The organism is Stenotrophomonas sp. SMYL8, assembly GCF_036320065.1.
Lineage (GTDB): Bacteria > Pseudomonadota > Gammaproteobacteria > Xanthomonadales > Xanthomonadaceae > Stenotrophomonas > Stenotrophomonas maltophilia_A.
Genome location: NZ_JAWIRR010000003.1, coordinates 23,333 through 38,952, shown reverse-complemented (window position 1 = coordinate 38,952; position 15,620 = coordinate 23,333). Strand labels below are relative to the sequence as shown.

Below are 15,620 nucleotides of genomic sequence, written 5' to 3'. Positions count from 1 at the left end.
TCCTGTAGAGCCGACCGCTGGTCGGCTGCTTTTGCTCCGCCTTTGTCTCTGCCAGCCAGGCCAAGCCCAGCGACGATCGCCCAGCAGGGCTCGGCACTACAGCTGTCGCCGTGTCGCCCCCGGCACTTGCAGTCCCGCTCATTAGTAGTAATACTACTAACCATGGACCTGACCGACACCCAGCAGGCGATCCTGCAGTTGATCGCCGAGCGTATCGAGAGCGAAGGCGCGCCGCCCTCGCAGACTGAAATCGCACGTGCGTTCGGCTTCAAGGGCGTGCGCGCGGCCCAGTACCACCTGGAAGCCCTGGAGCAGGCCGGTGCGATCCGTCGCATCCCGGGTCAGGCCCGCGGCATCCGCCTAGTGCAGGCACCGCCGGTCGAGAAGCTGGCCGAGCCGGGCCTGCCCGACAGCGTCCTGCGCCTGCCGGTATTGGGCCGTGTCGCAGCCGGCCTGCCGATCGGTGCCGATATCGGCTCGGACGACTTCGTGGTGCTGGACCGGGTGTTCTTCTCGCCGGCACCGGATTACCTGTTGAAGGTGCAGGGCGATTCGATGATCGACGAGGGCATCTTCGACGGTGACCTGATCGGCGTGCACCGCACCCGCGACGCCCATTCCGGGCAGATCGTGGTGGCCCGCATCGATGACGAGATCACGGTCAAGCTGCTGAAGATCGCCAAGGATCGTATCCGCCTGCTGCCGCGCAACCCCGACTACAAGCCGATCGAGGTGCTGCCGGATCAGGACTTCGCGATCGAGGGCCTCTATTGCGGCCTGCTGCGGCCCAACCGTTGACCCGTTCCATAGCGCATTACCCCGCGGTCTTTTGTGGCGATTCTCTGGTTCCACTGAGGTTGGTACGGATGTCCGATAATTCTTTTCAGAGCGCCGGGCAGAATCTCAGCCTGTGCGATACGTCCGACTTAAAGTGAACCCATGGCAAAGAAGACCCCCAAAGACAGCGCCTCCAACGACACGACCTCTGCAAGGACCAATCCGATGGACGAGAACAAGAAGCGCGCCCTCGCTGCAGCTCTGGGCCAGATCGAAAAGCAGTTCGGCAAGGGCTCGGTGATGCGCATGGGCGACCGCGTGGTCGAACCCGTCGAAGCCATCCCGACCGGTTCGCTGATGCTCGACATCGCGCTGGGCATTGGTGGTCTGCCGAAGGGCCGTGTCGTTGAGATCTACGGGCCGGAATCCTCGGGCAAGACCACCTTGACCCTGCAGGCCATCGCCGAATGCCAGAAGATGGGCGGTACCGCGGCCTTCATCGACGCCGAGCACGCGCTGGACCCGATCTACGCCGCCAAGCTGGGCGTGAACGTGGACGACCTGCTGCTGTCGCAGCCGGATACCGGTGAGCAGGCGCTGGAAATCGCCGACATGCTGGTCCGTTCGGGTTCGGTCGACATCCTGGTGATCGACTCGGTTGCCGCGCTGACCCCGAAGGCCGAAATCGAAGGCGAGATGGGCGACCAGCTGCCAGGCCTGCAGGCGCGCCTGATGAGCCAGGCGCTGCGCAAGCTGACCGGCAACATCAAGCGCTCCAACACCCTGGTGATCTTCATCAACCAGCTGCGCATGAAGATCGGCGTGATGATGCCGGGCCAGAGCCCGGAAACCACCACGGGTGGCAACGCGCTGAAGTTCTACGCCTCGGTCCGCCTGGACATCCGCCGTATCGGCGCGATCAAGAAGGGTGACGAGATCATCGGTAACCAGACCAAGATCAAGGTCGTCAAGAACAAGCTGGCACCTCCGTTCAAGCAGGTCATCACCGAGATCCTGTATGGCGAAGGCATCAGCCGTGAAGGCGAGCTGATCGACATGGGTGTGGATGCCAAGCTGGTCGAGAAGGCTGGCGCCTGGTACAGCTACGGTGAAGAACGCATTGGCCAGGGCAAGGACAACGCCCGCGGCTACCTGCGCGACAACCCGACTGTCGCCGCCAAGCTCGAGGCCGAGCTGCGCGAGAAATTCCAGCCGGCCGAAGCGGCCCGCGAGGAAGGCGACGACGAAGGCGAAGACGAATAAGGCTTGCTGTGGGGCAGGGTGGCGCCGTCAGTGACGTCGCCCTGTCCCGCAGGTTCGAATCGCCCAGGGATGGGCTGGGCGCCACGGATGGCGCCACCCTTGGAGTACCCATGTCCGACGCCGAAGACATTCCGACCGGCCGCAAGCGCCGGCCGCGTGAGCAGACCCCCGTGCAACGGGCGCTGGGCCTGCTGGTCCGCCGCGAGCACTCGCGCAAGGAACTCACCCGCAAGCTGACCGCCCGTGGCATCGAAGACGAAGCCGCGCAGGCCGCTGTCGCCAAGTTGACCGAGGCCGGCTGGCAGGACGACACCCGTTTTGCCGAGAACCTGGTGCGGATGCGCGCCAACACCGGTTATGGGCCGATCCATGTCCGCGCCGAGCTGGGGACCCACGGCCTGGACAGTGCCGCGATTGCCGCAGCGATGGACAGCTACGAAGGCGACTGGCAGGAAAACGCCCGTGATCTGGTCCGCCGACGCTTTGGCGAGGCCGGCCCGCAGGACCTGACGCAGCGGCGCAAGGCCGCCGATCTGCTGGCCCGACGGGGCTTCGACGGCGACAGCATCCGCCGCGCAACCCGCTACGACCCGGATGACTGAGACTGGCGGCGCCGGGCCTGATACCCTTTAGGTTTTCGGCGGTCCCTCGCGACCCTGGCCAACGCGGCCGGTGGTCCGGGCCCGCCGGCCCGCAGACTGCCAGCCCCCAATGAACGCATCCGCCAAATTCACGACTTCCCAGATCCGCAGCGACTTCCTTGAATTCTTCAAGGGCAAAGGCCACACCATCGTGCCGTCGGCGCCGCTGGTGCCGGGCAATGATCCGACCCTGCTGTTCACCAACTCCGGCATGGTGCAGTTCAAGGACGTGTTCCTTGGCGCGGAGAAGCGCAGCTACGTGCGCGCGGCCGACGTGCAGCGCTGCCTGCGTGCGGGCGGCAAACACAACGACCTCGACCAGGTCGGCTACACCGCACGCCACCACACCTTCTTCGAAATGCTGGGCAACTGGTCGTTCGGCGACTACTTCAAGAAGGATGCGATCGCCTGGGCCTGGGAGCTGCTGACCCAGGTCTGGAAGCTGCCGGCCGAGCGCCTGCTGGTCACCGTCTACCAGACCGACGACGAGGCCTACGCGCTGTGGCGCGACATGGTTGGCGTGCCGGAAGAGCGCATCGTGCGCATCGGCGACAACAAGGGCGCACCGTTCGCCTCGGACAACTTCTGGCAGATGGCCGACACCGGTCCGTGCGGCCCTTGCACCGAGATTTTCTACGACCACGGTGACCATATCGCCGGCGGCCCCCCGGGCTCCCCGGATGAGGACGGCGACCGCTTCATCGAAATCTGGAACCTGGTGTTCATGCAGTTCGACCGCCAGCCGGATGGCACCCTGGTGCCGCTGCCGGCACCGTGCGTGGATACCGGCATGGGCCTGGAGCGCCTGGCGGCGATCCTGCAGCACGTGCACACCAACTATGAGATCGACCTGTTCCAGGCGCTGATCCGCAAGGCCTCCGAGCTGACCGGCACCGCCGACCTGGAAAACAAGTCGCTGCGTGTGATCGCCGATCACATCCGTGCCTGCTCGTTCCTGATCGTCGACGGCGTGCTGCCGTCCAACGAAGGCCGCGGCTACGTGCTGCGCCGTATCATCCGCCGCGCCCTGCGCCACGGCTGGATGCTGGGTGTGCGCCAGCCGTTCTTCAGCAAGCTGGTGCCGACCCTGGTCGAGCAGATGGGCGAGGCCTATCCGGAACTGCCGGCGGCGGTGGACACCGTCACCCGTGCGCTGCAGGCCGAAGAAGAGCGTTTCGCTGAAACCCTCGACGCCGGCATGAAGATCTTCGAAGACGTTGCCGGCAAGGCCAGCAATGGCGTGATTCCCGGCGTTGACGCGTTCCGCCTGTACGATACCTATGGCTTCCCGCTCGACCTGACCCAGGACATCGCCCGCGAGCGCGACCTGACCGTCGACATTGCCGGCTTCGACGCCGCGATGGAGCAGCAGCGCGAGACCGCGCGCGCGGCCGGCAAGTTCGGTGGTGGCGTGACCCTGCCGGCCGAGCTGGTGGCGACCCTCAGCCCGACCGTGTTCCTGGGGTATGACCGCCTGCAGGCCGACGGCCTGAGCGTGCTGGCCCTGCTCAAGGACGGTCGTCCGGTGCAGTCGGCCGATGCCGGTGATGCGGTCATCGTGATCACCAACCAGACCCCGTTCTACGCCGAGTCCGGCGGCCAGGTCGGCGACACCGGCGTGCTCACCGGCAACGGCGTGCGCCTGGTGGTGGAAGACACCCAGAAGTTCGCCGGCCAGTTCCATGGCCACGTCGGCATCCTGTCCGAAGGCGGCCTGAAGGTTGGTGACGTGCTGTCCGGCCAGGTCGATGGCGAGCGCCGTGGCGCCACCATCCTCAACCACTCCGCCACCCACCTGCTGCACGCCGCCCTGCGCGAAGTGCTCGGCACCCACGTGCAGCAGAAGGGCTCGCTGGTCGCTCCGGACCGCCTGCGTTTCGACTTCTCGCACTTCCAGCCGATCAGCGCGGAAGAGCTGGCGGTGATCGAGCGCAAGGTCAACCAGCAGGTGCGTGCCAACAACGCCGCCGAAGTGCACACCATGGCCATGCAGGAAGCGCTGGACTTCGGCGCGATGGCCCTGTTCGGCGAGAAGTACGGTGAGCACGTGCGCGTGCTGAAGATGGGTGACTACTCCACCGAGCTGTGCGGTGGCACCCACGTCAACCGTACCGGCGACATCGGCCTGTTCAAGATCACCTCCGAGGGCGGTGTTTCCGCCGGCGTGCGCCGCATCGAGGCGGTCACCGGCCAGGGTGCCCTGGACTACGTGGATGCCGAAGAGGCCCGCCTGGCCGAGGCCGCCGACCTGCTTGGCGGCAGCGCTGCCGACGTGGTCGAGAAGATCCGCGCCCTCGGCCAGCGCCAGAAGCAGCTGGAGCGCGAACTGGAAGCCGTGAAGGCCAAGGTTGCCGCCGGTGCTACCGCCGACCTGTCCGGCCAGGCGGTCGAGGTTGCAGGTGTGAAGGTGCTGGCGGCGCGCCTGGAAGGCTTCGACGCCAAGGCCCTGCGTGACGCCATGGACCGCCTGAAGCAGCAGCTGGGCGATGCGGTGATCGTGCTGGCCGGCGCCCAGGACGGCAAGGCCGCCCTGGTCGCAGGTGTGAACGGCAGCGCAATGGGCAAGGTCAAGGCCGGGGAACTGTTGTCCCATATCGCCGGTCAGATCGGGGGCAAGGGCGGCGGACGCCCGGACCTCGCCCAGGGTGGTGGCGAGGACGGGCCCGCCCTTGCCACTGCGCTGGCTGCAGTCGTCGAATGGGTCAGCCCCCGCCTGTGATGAACCTGGCCGTCCCCCTCCTTGTAGGAGCGGGACGGCTGACGGTACCATTGCGAATCTTTTCCCTTTGTCGTGGTAGCGCTTCTTGACGGAGCGTCAAGCCGGTGGGGGATACCCTTCCACACGGTTCCATGGAGACTTACAAAAATGTTGATCCTGACTCGCCGCGTCGGCGAAACCCTGATGATCGGTGACTCGGTGAGCGTCACCGTGCTTGGCGTCAAGGGTAACCAGGTGCGTATCGGCATCACCGCGCCGAAGGACGTCGCTGTGCATCGCGAAGAGATCTATCAGCGCATCCAGCGCGGTGACGAAGCCGGTGGCACCGGTAGCGAAAATTCTGCCGAATAACGCTTTACCTTCGCACTCGATTAACGTTATGATTCACGCCCCGCTGAGGTGCAACGCACCAGACGCGGAGAAAACCCCGGAGTGATGCCCGAGTGGCCGAAGGGGCTCCCCTGCTAAGGGAGTATAGGGTCAAAAGCTCTATCGAGGGTTCGAATCCCTCTCACTCCGCCAGATACAAAGAAGCGCCTGCAGATCCTCGATCTGCAGGCGTTTTTCTTTATCCGACACTCGAAAGTACAGCCGGCGTGGAGCTGGCTATTCTGGCTGATCGGTGCGGATGGCAGGCGTTGGCATGGGCGCGGTCGTCGCCGCTGGTGCCGGAGCGGGCGCACCGGGCAGCTGTGGCGGTTCAAGATAGCGAGGTGGGGTTTCCCGCCACAGCAAGGCAAGCGTGCAGTCGTTGGCACGTTCCCTGCACATTCTTTCGGCCTTCCGCTGCGCGGCGTCCGCGGTCTTCTCACCCAGTGCAAAGCCCAACGCAATCGTGCCGGTCGCTATGGCCGAATAGCCTTCGCTGCTGGTGCTGGCGGAGTGACCGCAATTGCGTGATCGCGCTGCGCAGTAGTGCAGCGACTGCTGCATCGCAGTGGTGAGGGAAGATTGGTTCATCGAATAGCCGTAGCGGCCATCCTTGTCGTAGGTGATCGCAGACGCAGCACTTGCGCCTGATGAAACGGACAACAACAGTGCCAGTGAAACCGCATGCTTCCAGTTCATCACGCTCTCCTTCTCTGCCGATGGTGAATCAACCGGGGAGCGTGGTGCAACCACGCAGGGGGTGCGATGGACGACGCCTGCAGGCCGTCTGCCTGCAGGCGTGTACCGATGCATCCGGTTGTCAGAGCTTCACCGTCACACCCACCTGGAAGCCACGCCCGGGCAACGGTGCGATGTACTTCAACGGCGAGTTGTGCGGTCGTGCTTCCTCATTGAGCAGATTGCTGCCATTGACGAACACTTCCATGCTGGCAATGTAGGCATTGCGCACCGGCAGTTCGCGGCTGACCTGCAGGTCGACCAGGTTGAACGCATCCAGTGGCACCTCCTCGCTGACGTTGCGGCCGAGGTACTTCTGCCTGTCGTAGTAGGTGCTGGACAGCTGCGCCTTCCAGCCCTCGCGCTGCCACTGCAGATTGGCGCCGTAGCGGTTGGTCGGCATGTTCGGCAGATACTCGCCGTCATTGTGGGCGCGCAGCGAATCGGGATGGTCAGCCTTGTTCTTCACCAGGTCGGCGAAGGCGGACACATTCAACGTGCCGAAGCGGCCCAGGTCCAATGCCTGCGAAGCATCGATCTCGAAGCCCTTCACCGTGGTGTCGGTCTGCTTCCAGTACTTCAGTGGCAGGCGGTTGGCGGTCTGCAGGCCGGAGTAGCCGAGGTAGAGATAATTCTCGTACTTCATCCGGTACGCGGTGGCGGATAGCTCGAAACCGCCGAGATGGAACAGGCCGGTCAGTTCCAGGTTCTTCGCGCGTTCCGGTTCCAGATTCTGGTTGCCTTCTTCCTGGGTCATCACCGAGTAGTGTGCGTTGCTGGCATACAGCTCGTTGATCTCCGGGGCACGTTGCGAAGACGAGTAGCGAACCTTGGCCGCGAACATCGGCCCCAGCTCGACATACGAACCCAGGCTGTAGCTGTTGAGCCGGTAGTCGCGGTCCTGCAGTTTGGTGTTGGCGGCATTGCGCGCGGTCTTGAAGCGGCTGGGCTGCAATTCGTGATCCACACGCTCGTGGCGCATGCCTGCATCGAAGGTGGCCCAGCCGAAGTCCAGCGTCTCCTTCAGGAACACCGCATTGCTGCGCGTGTCCACGTCCGGCAGGTAGCGCTGCGAGCCGCTGCCGGTGACATCACGCGACTGATGGCTGAAACCGAGCAGGCCGCTGAGCGGGCCGATGCGTTGATGGCTGAGCAGCAGCTCGGCCTGCGTGCTCTCGAAATCGTAGTCGTTGGCCTTGGTGGCGCCCAGCCGCTCGCCTGAGGTGTTGTCCAGCTTGGAAACACGGAGTTCCGCGCGCTCGAACCACGGCAGTGGATCACGCAGCAGGGCTTCCAGCGCGTAGCGCTGTTGCTTGATCACCACGCCCACCGGCAGGCCATCGGCATAGTTGGAACCGAACGACAGGTTCTGCATCGAGAAGCCTGGAACGCCGTACTCGCTGTCCTTGGCATCAATGCTGACACCCACGTAGCCACGGTCGAAGAACAGGGTCGAGCCGAAGGCCACCTGACTGTTGCGCGCATAGCTGTTGCCCAGCCGGTGATGGTAGTCGGGCGTCACATCGTTGTTGATCTGCTTCTGCACATACGACGGCGTGCCGGGCACGTAGGCCGGGTTGACCGGATTGATGTAGGTGCGGCGCTGCCAGACCGACGTCGGATTGTTGGTGTAGAAGGAGAAATCACCATCGGCCCAGTCCGGGTTCTCGGTCATGAACTGGTCGATGTACGGCTGCGAGGCCTTGTTGTAGAGCTGCTGGACGCGCGCCTCTTTCTGGCAGGCGTCGGCCAGTGCCGAGTTGACGCCCCCGCCTGCCGGGAACAGCCCGGTGTTGCAGACGCTGGCCTTGCTGTTGCCGGGGATGTCGTAGTGCGAGATGCGCTGCCGCGACACCTGCAGATTGGTGGAGATGTTGCGCTGGTTGTTGAAGTTCATGCGGAAGCCCTGCGCGTCGGCCGCGTTGAAGCCCTTGCGCAGGACCAGTTCCATCGACTGATCCTTGTCTTCCATGCTGCGCGAGATCAGGCCCGAGTCGATCTCCACGCTGCCGCCGATCGCATTGCCCCCATAGCGCACGGTGTCGGAGGACTTGTTGACGGTGACGCTGCGTACGAACAGCGGATCGAACGGGATATTGATGTCACCGCTGATCGCGTTCATGCCCAGAATCGATTGGCCGTCCTGCAGGATCTGCACACGGTTGCCGCTGAGGCTGCGGATGACCGGAGCGCCCGCGTTTGGCCCGAAGGCGCTGCTCTGCACACCGGAGACGTGTTCGAGCAGGCCGCCGAGGGTGCGGTTCTGCGCCTGCGGATTGTCGACGGTGACCCGGCTGTCGATGCGCGAAGGCTGGGTGGCCTGGACCTGGAGGGTGGGGAGGGTGGGTTCGTCCGCGGCCTGGGCGGTGTGGACGGCGAACAGAATGGCTGCAGCAAGGAGATGGCGGCGCATGACACGATCCGTGAAGTTGAGGTGAAATGTTATAACGTAACTCTTTGTATCAACAAGGGCGGATTGGGCCTTGCCACCAGGGCTGGATATGAGAACGGTTCTCATATGAGAATGGCGGGTGATTCTTCACGGGCGCACCATGCACAGCCTCACCCTCGCCGACCTCGACCGCTTGGGCCGCAGCAGTGGTTTCCGCTATCGGCTGCCAGCACTCGCGTCCGCCGCCGATTCGGGCGCGCTGTGCGTGGTCGAGGGCAGGGTGGAACAGCGCTGCTTGCGCCCTGGCATCAGCCTGGCGCTGTCGGACGTGGTCGCGCATCAGCCGTTCGAGGCGACTTCGGAGGCACCCCCGCCGTTCGCTGCGATCGTGATGCTGGAAGGTCGTGCCGGAGCACGCCTGGAAGGGCAGGCTGTGATCGGCATGAACCGCGGCGCCGGCGCGATGGTGTTGGCCGATGCCACGCCGATGACTGCGATTCATCCGGCCGGTCAACGGATGCGCAGTCTGAATGTCTCGCTGGATGCACCGGCCGAGATGGATGATCCGGTGATCAGCGAACTGCTGTTGCAGGCGCATCGCCATGGTCGCCGGCGGCTGCACAGCTGGCAGGTACCCGCGCATCTTGAACATGCCGCCGAACAGTTGCTGTCGGGGACCTGGCAGGGCGCAATGCATGCGCTGCTGTGCGAGGGTGTGGGCCTGCAGATGCTGGCGATGGCGTTGGGTGCGCCTGCCCAGGAGGCATCGCCGGACCAGCGTGTTTCAGCACGTGATCGCCGCATGCTGCAACGGGTGATCGACTGCCTGCAGGCATCACCTGCGGCTGACCACAGCCTGGAGGATCTGGCGCGTCTGGCCTGCATGAGCCCGAGCAGCCTGCGGCTGAAGTTCCAGCAGGTGCACCGGTGTTCGGTGTTCGCCTGGCTGCGCGAGCGGCGCCTGCAGCTGGCCTGCGAGCAGCTGCGGCAGGGCTGCAGCGTGCAGCAGGCCGCACATTTCGTCGGCTACCGGCACGCCACCAATTTCGCGACCGCATTCCGCGCGCGCTACGGCATCGCGCCCAGCGAGCTTCGCTGAGTCCGGACCACCGTCGGCAGTGCGCATACGCCTGCTGCGTCCGCGCATACGTACGGTCACGCTCAAATGACAATAATTCTCATCCAGCCTTTCCTTCCCGCTGGATCTCCCATGCCTGCCTGTTTCCGCCCGTGTGCCCTGGCTAGCGCCATCGGCACGACCCTGGCGCTGTTCAACGCTGCCCACGCCGCCGAACGCACTCCGTCCGTAACGCCTTCCCAGCTTCCAACCGTGCAGGTCACGGCCGACCTCGATGGCAGCACCGAAACGTCGCGTTCCTACACCACCGACTCGATGGGCACGGCGACCGGACTGTCGCTGACCTCGCGGCAGACCCCGCAATCCGTCAGCGTGGTCACCCGCCAGCAGATCGAGGACCGTGGCCTGCTCAGCACCGCCGATGCCTTGGCGACCGCACCTGGCATCTCGGTCACGCGCAGCGACGCCAACCGCTACTCGTTCTCCGCACGCGGCTTCGACATCGACAACTACCAGTTCGATGGCGTGGTGATGCCGGTGCTGTCGCCGTGGAATTTCGGCGAGAACAACCTGGACATGGTGGTGTATGACCGCATCGAGATCGTGCGCGGCGCCAACGGCCTGATGACCGGCGCCGGCAATCCCTCGGCGGCAGTGAACTACGTGCGCAAGCGCCCGCTGCGCGAGTTCGCTGCCAGTGGTGGCATCAGCCTCGGCAGCTGGGACGCACGGCGCGCGTGGGCGGATGTGTCCAGCCCGCTGAGCCGGGAAGGGCGTGTGCGTGGTCGCCTGGTGGCCGCGCAGGCAGAGGGCGACAGCTACACCGCTGGCCTGGACAGTACGGCGAAGACGCTCTACGGCGTGGTCAGCGTGGACTTGGGCGAGGACACCGGGTTGATCGCCGGCATCTCCTACCAGGGCAACGACAACCGTGGCTTCGGCAGCGGCTTCGCGCTGTTCAACGCCGATGGCACGCGTACCCGCTTCGACCGCTCGGTATCAGCCACCGCGCCGTGGGCACGGATGAGCACCGATACCCGCAACGGCTTCTTCGATTTCAACCATCGCTTCGGTAACGACTGGCAGGCGCGCGTCTCCTACAGCCGATCGCATACCGACATGGAGATGAAGCATCTCTATCGCGGTGGCTATCCCGACCCGGTCACTGGTGCCATGCCCAATGGCAACAGCTTTACCCGCTACGACGGTCCGGTGCGCCGCGAAGCGATCAGCGCCAGCCTGACCGGTCCGTTCCAGCTGTTCGGCCGCCAGCACACTGCGTCCATCGGCTGGTCGCGTTCGCGTGACGAGATCGCGCTCGGCCAGTATCGCGCGCTGGCGCCGCTGCCGCCGCTGGCCAGCTATCTGGACTGGCACGGGCCGGGCACGCCGGAGCCGACGTGGGCCAGCAGCAAGACCCAGGCCGATGACCTGGACAACCATCAGGGCGGTGCCTACGCGGTGGCGCGGCTGTCGCTGGCCGATCCGCTGCACGTGATCGTCGGTGGCCGCATGAGCAACTGGGAGACCGACCAGGTCTACTTTGGCACCAAGCGCAAGTACCGCTACCGCAACGAGTTCGTACCGTATGCCGGCGTGGTCTGGGACCTCAACGGCTACAGCAGCGTGTACGCCAGCTACACCGGCATCTTCAAGCCGCAGAACAACCGCAACGAATCCGGGCAGATCCTCGATCCGGTCAGCGGCCGCAGTTACGAGCTGGGTCTCAAGGGCAGCTGGCTGCAGGAGCGTTTGAACGCGTCAGCGGCGCTGTTCCGCACCCAGCAGGACAACCTGGCGGAGGCCACCGGCGGGCTGGTCGAAGGCAGCTCGCAGGCGGCCTATCGCGCGGTGAAGGGCGCAACCGTGGATGGCCTGGAACTGGAGCTGGCCGGCGAGCCGCTGCCGGGCTGGAGCCTGGGCACCAGCTTCACCACCTTCATCGCGCAGGACGCGCAGGGCCGGGCGATCAATACCGCCAAGCCGCGCAGCCTGTTCAAGCTGTTCACCACCTGGCGCCTGCCCGGTGCCTGGGATCGGCTGACGATCGGCGGTGGCGTGGACTGGCAGAACCGCATGTACCAGACCGCCACCGCGCCAGGGAATCGCCGGTTGCCGGTGGAGCAGCCCAGCTACGCACTGGTCAACCTGATGGCGCGCTACCAGTTCAGTTCCAACGTGTCGGCGGCGGTCAACATCAACAATCTGTTCGACCGCCACTATTACTCGCAGATCGGCTTCTACAACCAGGGCTGGTACGGCGCGCCGCGAAACGTGATGTTCACTGTGAAGGTTGGCTATTAAGGCACGGCGTTGCCCTCCGTTCAGCGCCCTGCCTTGTGCGGGGCGCCGATGCTGTGCAGGATCCGGATGCTGCGCCCCACAGTGCTTCACGCAGCATCCTCTTCACGGGAACGGAGCAACGTATGAAGCTGTTGTCCGCTGTGTTGTTGTCTGCGCTTTCACTTCCTGCCGTTCCGGCGCTGGCAATGGAGGCATCTCCTTCGCCGCTGTTGGGGCGCTGGTCGCTGGATATCGCCACGTCCGCGCTACCCGAAGCGCAGCGCCCGAAGCACGTGGTGCTGGAGTTCAAGGACGCCGGTGCGGGGCGTTGGAGTTCACACGTGGACATCGTCCTGCACGACGGCAAGACCATGAAGTCCGACGGCACGCTGGCGCTGGATGGCACGCCGGGGCCCTTGTCCGGCACCTATGGCGCAGACAAGGCCAACCTGAAACTGCCAGCGCCGAACACCCTGGTGATGCAGCTGGTGGACCACGGCACGCCGGCCTCCACCCGTATCTATACCGTCGCAGCCGACCGCTCGACGATGACCGAGACCAAGGCGTTCTACGGCCACGACGGTACGCCGATCCTGCAGACCAATCTGTTCAAGCGGATGCCCTAGCGTTGCCGCCGGCACCACGCCCGTAGAACGGGCGTGGTGAATGCAGCAGCCTTACACCGCAGCCGGGTCGCGCTTGCCGGTGTCGATGCCGTACTTGTCGATGGCGTCCTGCATCCGCGCGCGCTCGATGCGGCCTTCGTCGGCCAGCGACTTCAGGGCGGCCAGCACGATGAAGTGGCGATCCACTTCGAAGAACGTGCGCAGCGACTCACGCGTGTCGGAGCGCCCGAAGCCATCGGTACCGAGTGCGGTGAAGCGGCGGTCGTTGATGAAGGGACGGATCTGGTCGCCGACGATCTTCATGTAGTCGGTGGCCACCACCACCGGGCCTTCATGGCCCTGCAGGCACTGCTGCAGGTAGGGCACGCGGGGCTCCTCGGCCGGATGCAGCAGGTTCCAGCGCTCGGCGGCCAGGCCATCGCGGCGCAGTTCGGTCAGGCTGGTCGCGCTCCACACATCGCTGGCGATGCCGAAGTCCTGCTGCAGCAGTTCTGCCGCGGCTTCCACTTCGCGCAGGATCGAACCGCTGCCCATCAGCTGCACGCGTGGCTGCGAGTCGCTGTCGGCGGCCGCCGGGTGCAGCAGGTACAGGCCCTTCAGGATGCCGGCCTCGGCGCCCTCGGGCAGCGCCGGCTGCGGATAGTTCTCGTTGAGTACGGTGATGTAGTAGTAGATGTCTTCCTGCTCGACGTACATGCGGCGCAGGCCGTCGTGGATGATCACCGCCAGCTCGTAGTTGTAGGTCGGGTCGTAGGATACGCAGCTCGGGATGACCGACGACAGCACGTGGCTGTGGCCGTCGTCATGCTGCAGGCCTTCGCCCATCAGCGTGGTGCGGCCGGAGGTGGCACCCAGCAGGAATCCACGGGTGCGCGCATCGGCGGCGGCCCAGGCCAGGTCACCGACGCGCTGCAGGCCGAACATCGAGTAGAAGATGTAAAACGGGATCGTCGCCAGGCCGTGGTTGCTGTAGGCGGTGCCGGCGGCGATCCACGAGCAGATCGCGCCGGATTCGTTGATGCCTTCCTGCAGGATCTGGCCGTCCTTGGCTTCCTTGTAGTAGCTCAGCTGGCCGGCATCCTGCGGGGTATACAGCTGGCCCAGGTAGGAGTGGATGCCGATCTGGCGGAACAGGCCTTCCATGCCGAAGGTGCGCGATTCATCGGGCACGATCGGTATGACCAGCTTGCCCAGCTCCGGGTCCTTCAGCAGGCTGGTGAGAATGCGCACGAAGCCCATGGTGGTGGACTGTCCGCGATCGCCGCTGCCCTGCAGCTGGGTATTGAAGATCGACAGCGGCGGCAGCGGCAGCGGATCGACCTTGGCCAGGCGCGCCGGCAGCTGCCCGCCCTGGATGCAGCGGCGCTCGGCGAAGTAGGCCGCCTCGGCGCTGCCCGGTTCCGGGCGCAGGTACGGCATGTCCTCCAGCTGGTCGTCGCTGACCGGCAGGTTGAAGCGGTCACGGAAGGCGCGCACCGCGTCGGCGCTCATCTTCTTCAGCTGGTGGTTGATGTTCTGGCCTTCACCGGCTTCACCCATGCCGAAACCCTTGACCGTCTTGGCCAGGATCACGGTGGGCCGGCCGCTGGTGTTCACTGCCTGCTGATAGGCAGCGAACACCTTCTGCGGATCATGGCCACCACGTGCCAGCGCCCAGATGTCGTCGTCGCTCATGTGCGCGACCAGCTCCAGCAGTTCGGGGTAACGACCGAAGAAGTGCTCGCGCACGTAGGCACCGTTCTGCGACTTGAAGGTCTGGTAGTCGCCGTCCACGCATTCCATCATGCGCTGGCGCAGCAGGCCGCTGTGGTCGCGGGCCAGCAGGTCGTCCCAGCCGCTGCCCCAGATCAGCTTGATCACGTTCCAGCCAGCGGCGCGGAAGGTGCCTTCCAGTTCCTGGATGACCTTGGCGTTGCCACGCACCGGACCGTCCAAGCGCTGCAGGTTGCAGTTCACCACGAACACGATGTTGTCCAGCCGCTCGCGGCCGGCCAGCGAGATCGCCGCCAGCGACTCGGGCTGGTCCATCTCGCCGTCGCCGAGGAAGGCCCAGACCTTGCGGCCCTGGTGTTCTTTCAGGCCGCGGTATTCCAGGTAACGCATGTAGCGCGCCTGGTAGGCGGCGGTCAGCGGGCCCAGCCCCATCGACACGGTGGGGAACTGCCAGAACTCCGGCATCAATCGCGGGTGTGGATACGAGGACAGGCCTTCGCGCCCGGCTTCACGGCGGAAGTTGTCCATGCGCGCCGGATCGATGCGGCCTTCCACGTACGCGCGGCCATAGATGCCCGGCGCGGAGTGGCCCTGGATGTAGATCATGTCGCCGTCGAAGGTGTCGGTGCGGCCTCGGAAGAAATGATCGAAGCCCACGTCGTACAGTACTGCCGCCGACTGGTAGGTGGCGATGTGGCCACCGACGTTGGAATGCTTGCCGGCACGCAGCACCATCACCATCGCGTTCCAGCGGATCATCGCGTTCAGGCGGCGCTCGATGGCCAGGTCACCCGGATAGGCCGGCTGGCGCTCGGGCGGGATGGTGTTGACGTAGGCGGTCCAGGCACGGGTATGCAGGTCGCCATGCTGCTGGGCGTCCAGCTCGCTGAGCTGGTCGATCAGGTAGTGCGCGCGCGGCCGGCCACCGGCCTGCATCACCGCTTCCAGTGATTCACGCCACTCGCGGGTTTCCAGCGGATCGGTATCGAAGGGAATGAGCGCTTGGTTCATGACTGTCTCC

11 protein-coding genes and 1 tRNA gene are annotated in these 15,620 nt (G+C 65.1%); 9 read left to right on the top strand and 3 right to left on the bottom strand.

The window, feature by feature from the left end:
- The first annotated feature begins 162 nt into the window (after positions 1 to 162).
- The 6 genes from lexA to V3B25_RS03850 all read left to right on the top strand — a co-directional run bounded on the left by lexA (position 163) and on the right by V3B25_RS03850 (position 5,922).
- Positions 163 to 798, top strand: coding sequence for a transcriptional repressor LexA (gene lexA / locus V3B25_RS03875; RefSeq protein ID WP_005412936.1), 636 nt, complete (start codon positions 163 to 165; stop codon positions 796 to 798).
- 204 nt (positions 799 to 1,002) lie between these two features.
- Entirely contained in the window at positions 1,003 to 2,040 is a 1,038-nt protein-coding gene (recA, locus tag V3B25_RS03870; RefSeq protein WP_005412937.1) for a recombinase RecA, read from the top strand.
- Positions 2,041 to 2,150: 110 nt separating this feature from the next.
- Entirely contained in the window at positions 2,151 to 2,642 is a 492-nt protein-coding gene (recX, locus tag V3B25_RS03865; RefSeq protein WP_005409024.1) for a recombination regulator RecX, read from the top strand.
- A 109-nt stretch (positions 2,643 to 2,751) separates the two neighbouring features.
- The gene (gene alaS / locus V3B25_RS03860) at positions 2,752 to 5,400 is read left to right on the top strand and encodes an alanine--tRNA ligase (RefSeq protein ID WP_201118714.1); all 2,649 of its coding nucleotides are present in this window, start codon (positions 2,752 to 2,754) and stop codon (positions 5,398 to 5,400) included.
- Positions 5,401 to 5,547: 147 nt separating this feature from the next.
- On the top strand, positions 5,548 to 5,751 hold the full coding sequence (gene csrA, locus V3B25_RS03855; RefSeq protein ID WP_004152909.1) for a carbon storage regulator CsrA: 204 nt from the start codon (positions 5,548 to 5,550) through the stop codon (positions 5,749 to 5,751).
- 78 nt (positions 5,752 to 5,829) lie between these two features.
- A tRNA-Ser gene (locus V3B25_RS03850) sits at positions 5,830 to 5,922 on the top strand.
- A gap of 84 nt (positions 5,923 to 6,006) precedes the next feature.
- On the opposite strand, the gene V3B25_RS03845 is transcribed toward V3B25_RS03850, so the two are convergent.
- A complete protein-coding gene (locus V3B25_RS03845) occupies positions 6,007 to 6,468 on the bottom strand; it encodes a DUF4189 domain-containing protein (RefSeq protein WP_329810140.1) in 462 nt (153 codons plus the stop codon).
- Between the two features lie 121 nt (positions 6,469 to 6,589).
- The gene (locus V3B25_RS03840) at positions 6,590 to 8,920 is read right to left on the bottom strand and encodes a TonB-dependent receptor (protein ID WP_329810139.1); all 2,331 of its coding nucleotides are present in this window, start codon (positions 8,918 to 8,920) and stop codon (positions 6,590 to 6,592) included.
- Positions 8,921 to 9,059: 139 nt separating this feature from the next.
- On the opposite strand from V3B25_RS03840, the gene V3B25_RS03835 reads away from it, so the two are divergent.
- From V3B25_RS03835 to V3B25_RS03825, 3 genes are all read left to right on the top strand, one after another.
- The gene (locus V3B25_RS03835; protein WP_049422688.1) at positions 9,060 to 9,998 is read left to right on the top strand and encodes an AraC family transcriptional regulator; all 939 of its coding nucleotides are present in this window, start codon (positions 9,060 to 9,062) and stop codon (positions 9,996 to 9,998) included.
- A gap of 111 nt (positions 9,999 to 10,109) precedes the next feature.
- A complete protein-coding gene (locus V3B25_RS03830; RefSeq protein ID WP_329810138.1) occupies positions 10,110 to 12,281 on the top strand; it encodes a TonB-dependent siderophore receptor in 2,172 nt (723 codons plus the stop codon).
- Positions 12,282 to 12,403: 122 nt separating this feature from the next.
- Positions 12,404 to 12,886 carry a hypothetical protein gene (locus V3B25_RS03825; protein WP_049422682.1) on the top strand — a complete coding sequence of 161 codons (483 nt, stop codon included), beginning with the start codon at positions 12,404 to 12,406 and terminating at the stop codon, positions 12,884 to 12,886.
- Positions 12,887 to 12,937: 51 nt separating this feature from the next.
- Here the strand turns inward: V3B25_RS03825 and aceE are convergent, their stop codons facing one another.
- Positions 12,938 to 15,610 (bottom strand): pyruvate dehydrogenase (acetyl-transferring), homodimeric type, encoded by a 2,673-nt coding sequence (gene aceE, locus V3B25_RS03820; RefSeq protein WP_329810137.1) that lies wholly within the window; start codon positions 15,608 to 15,610, stop codon positions 12,938 to 12,940.
- Positions 15,611 to 15,620 lie beyond the last annotated feature (10 nt).

Coding starts and splice junctions, on each gene's coding strand:
- alaS (WP_201118714.1), top strand. CDS start 2,752: ATGAACGCATCCGCCAAATTCACGACTTCCCAGATCCGCAGCGACTTC.
- recA (WP_005412937.1), top strand. CDS start 1,003: ATGGACGAGAACAAGAAGCGCGCCCTCGCTGCAGCTCTGGGCCAGATC.
- V3B25_RS03825 (WP_049422682.1), top strand. CDS start 12,404: ATGAAGCTGTTGTCCGCTGTGTTGTTGTCTGCGCTTTCACTTCCTGCC.
- V3B25_RS03840 (WP_329810139.1), bottom strand. CDS start 8,920: ATGCGCCGCCATCTCCTTGCTGCAGCCATTCTGTTCGCCGTCCACACC.
- V3B25_RS03835 (WP_049422688.1), top strand. CDS start 9,060: ATGCACAGCCTCACCCTCGCCGACCTCGACCGCTTGGGCCGCAGCAGT.
- lexA (WP_005412936.1), top strand. CDS start 163: ATGGACCTGACCGACACCCAGCAGGCGATCCTGCAGTTGATCGCCGAG.
- csrA (WP_004152909.1), top strand. CDS start 5,548: ATGTTGATCCTGACTCGCCGCGTCGGCGAAACCCTGATGATCGGTGAC.
- recX (WP_005409024.1), top strand. CDS start 2,151: ATGTCCGACGCCGAAGACATTCCGACCGGCCGCAAGCGCCGGCCGCGT.
- V3B25_RS03845 (WP_329810140.1), bottom strand. CDS start 6,468: ATGAACTGGAAGCATGCGGTTTCACTGGCACTGTTGTTGTCCGTTTCA.
- V3B25_RS03830 (WP_329810138.1), top strand. CDS start 10,110: ATGCCTGCCTGTTTCCGCCCGTGTGCCCTGGCTAGCGCCATCGGCACG.
- aceE (WP_329810137.1), bottom strand. CDS start 15,610: ATGAACCAAGCGCTCATTCCCTTCGATACCGATCCGCTGGAAACCCGC.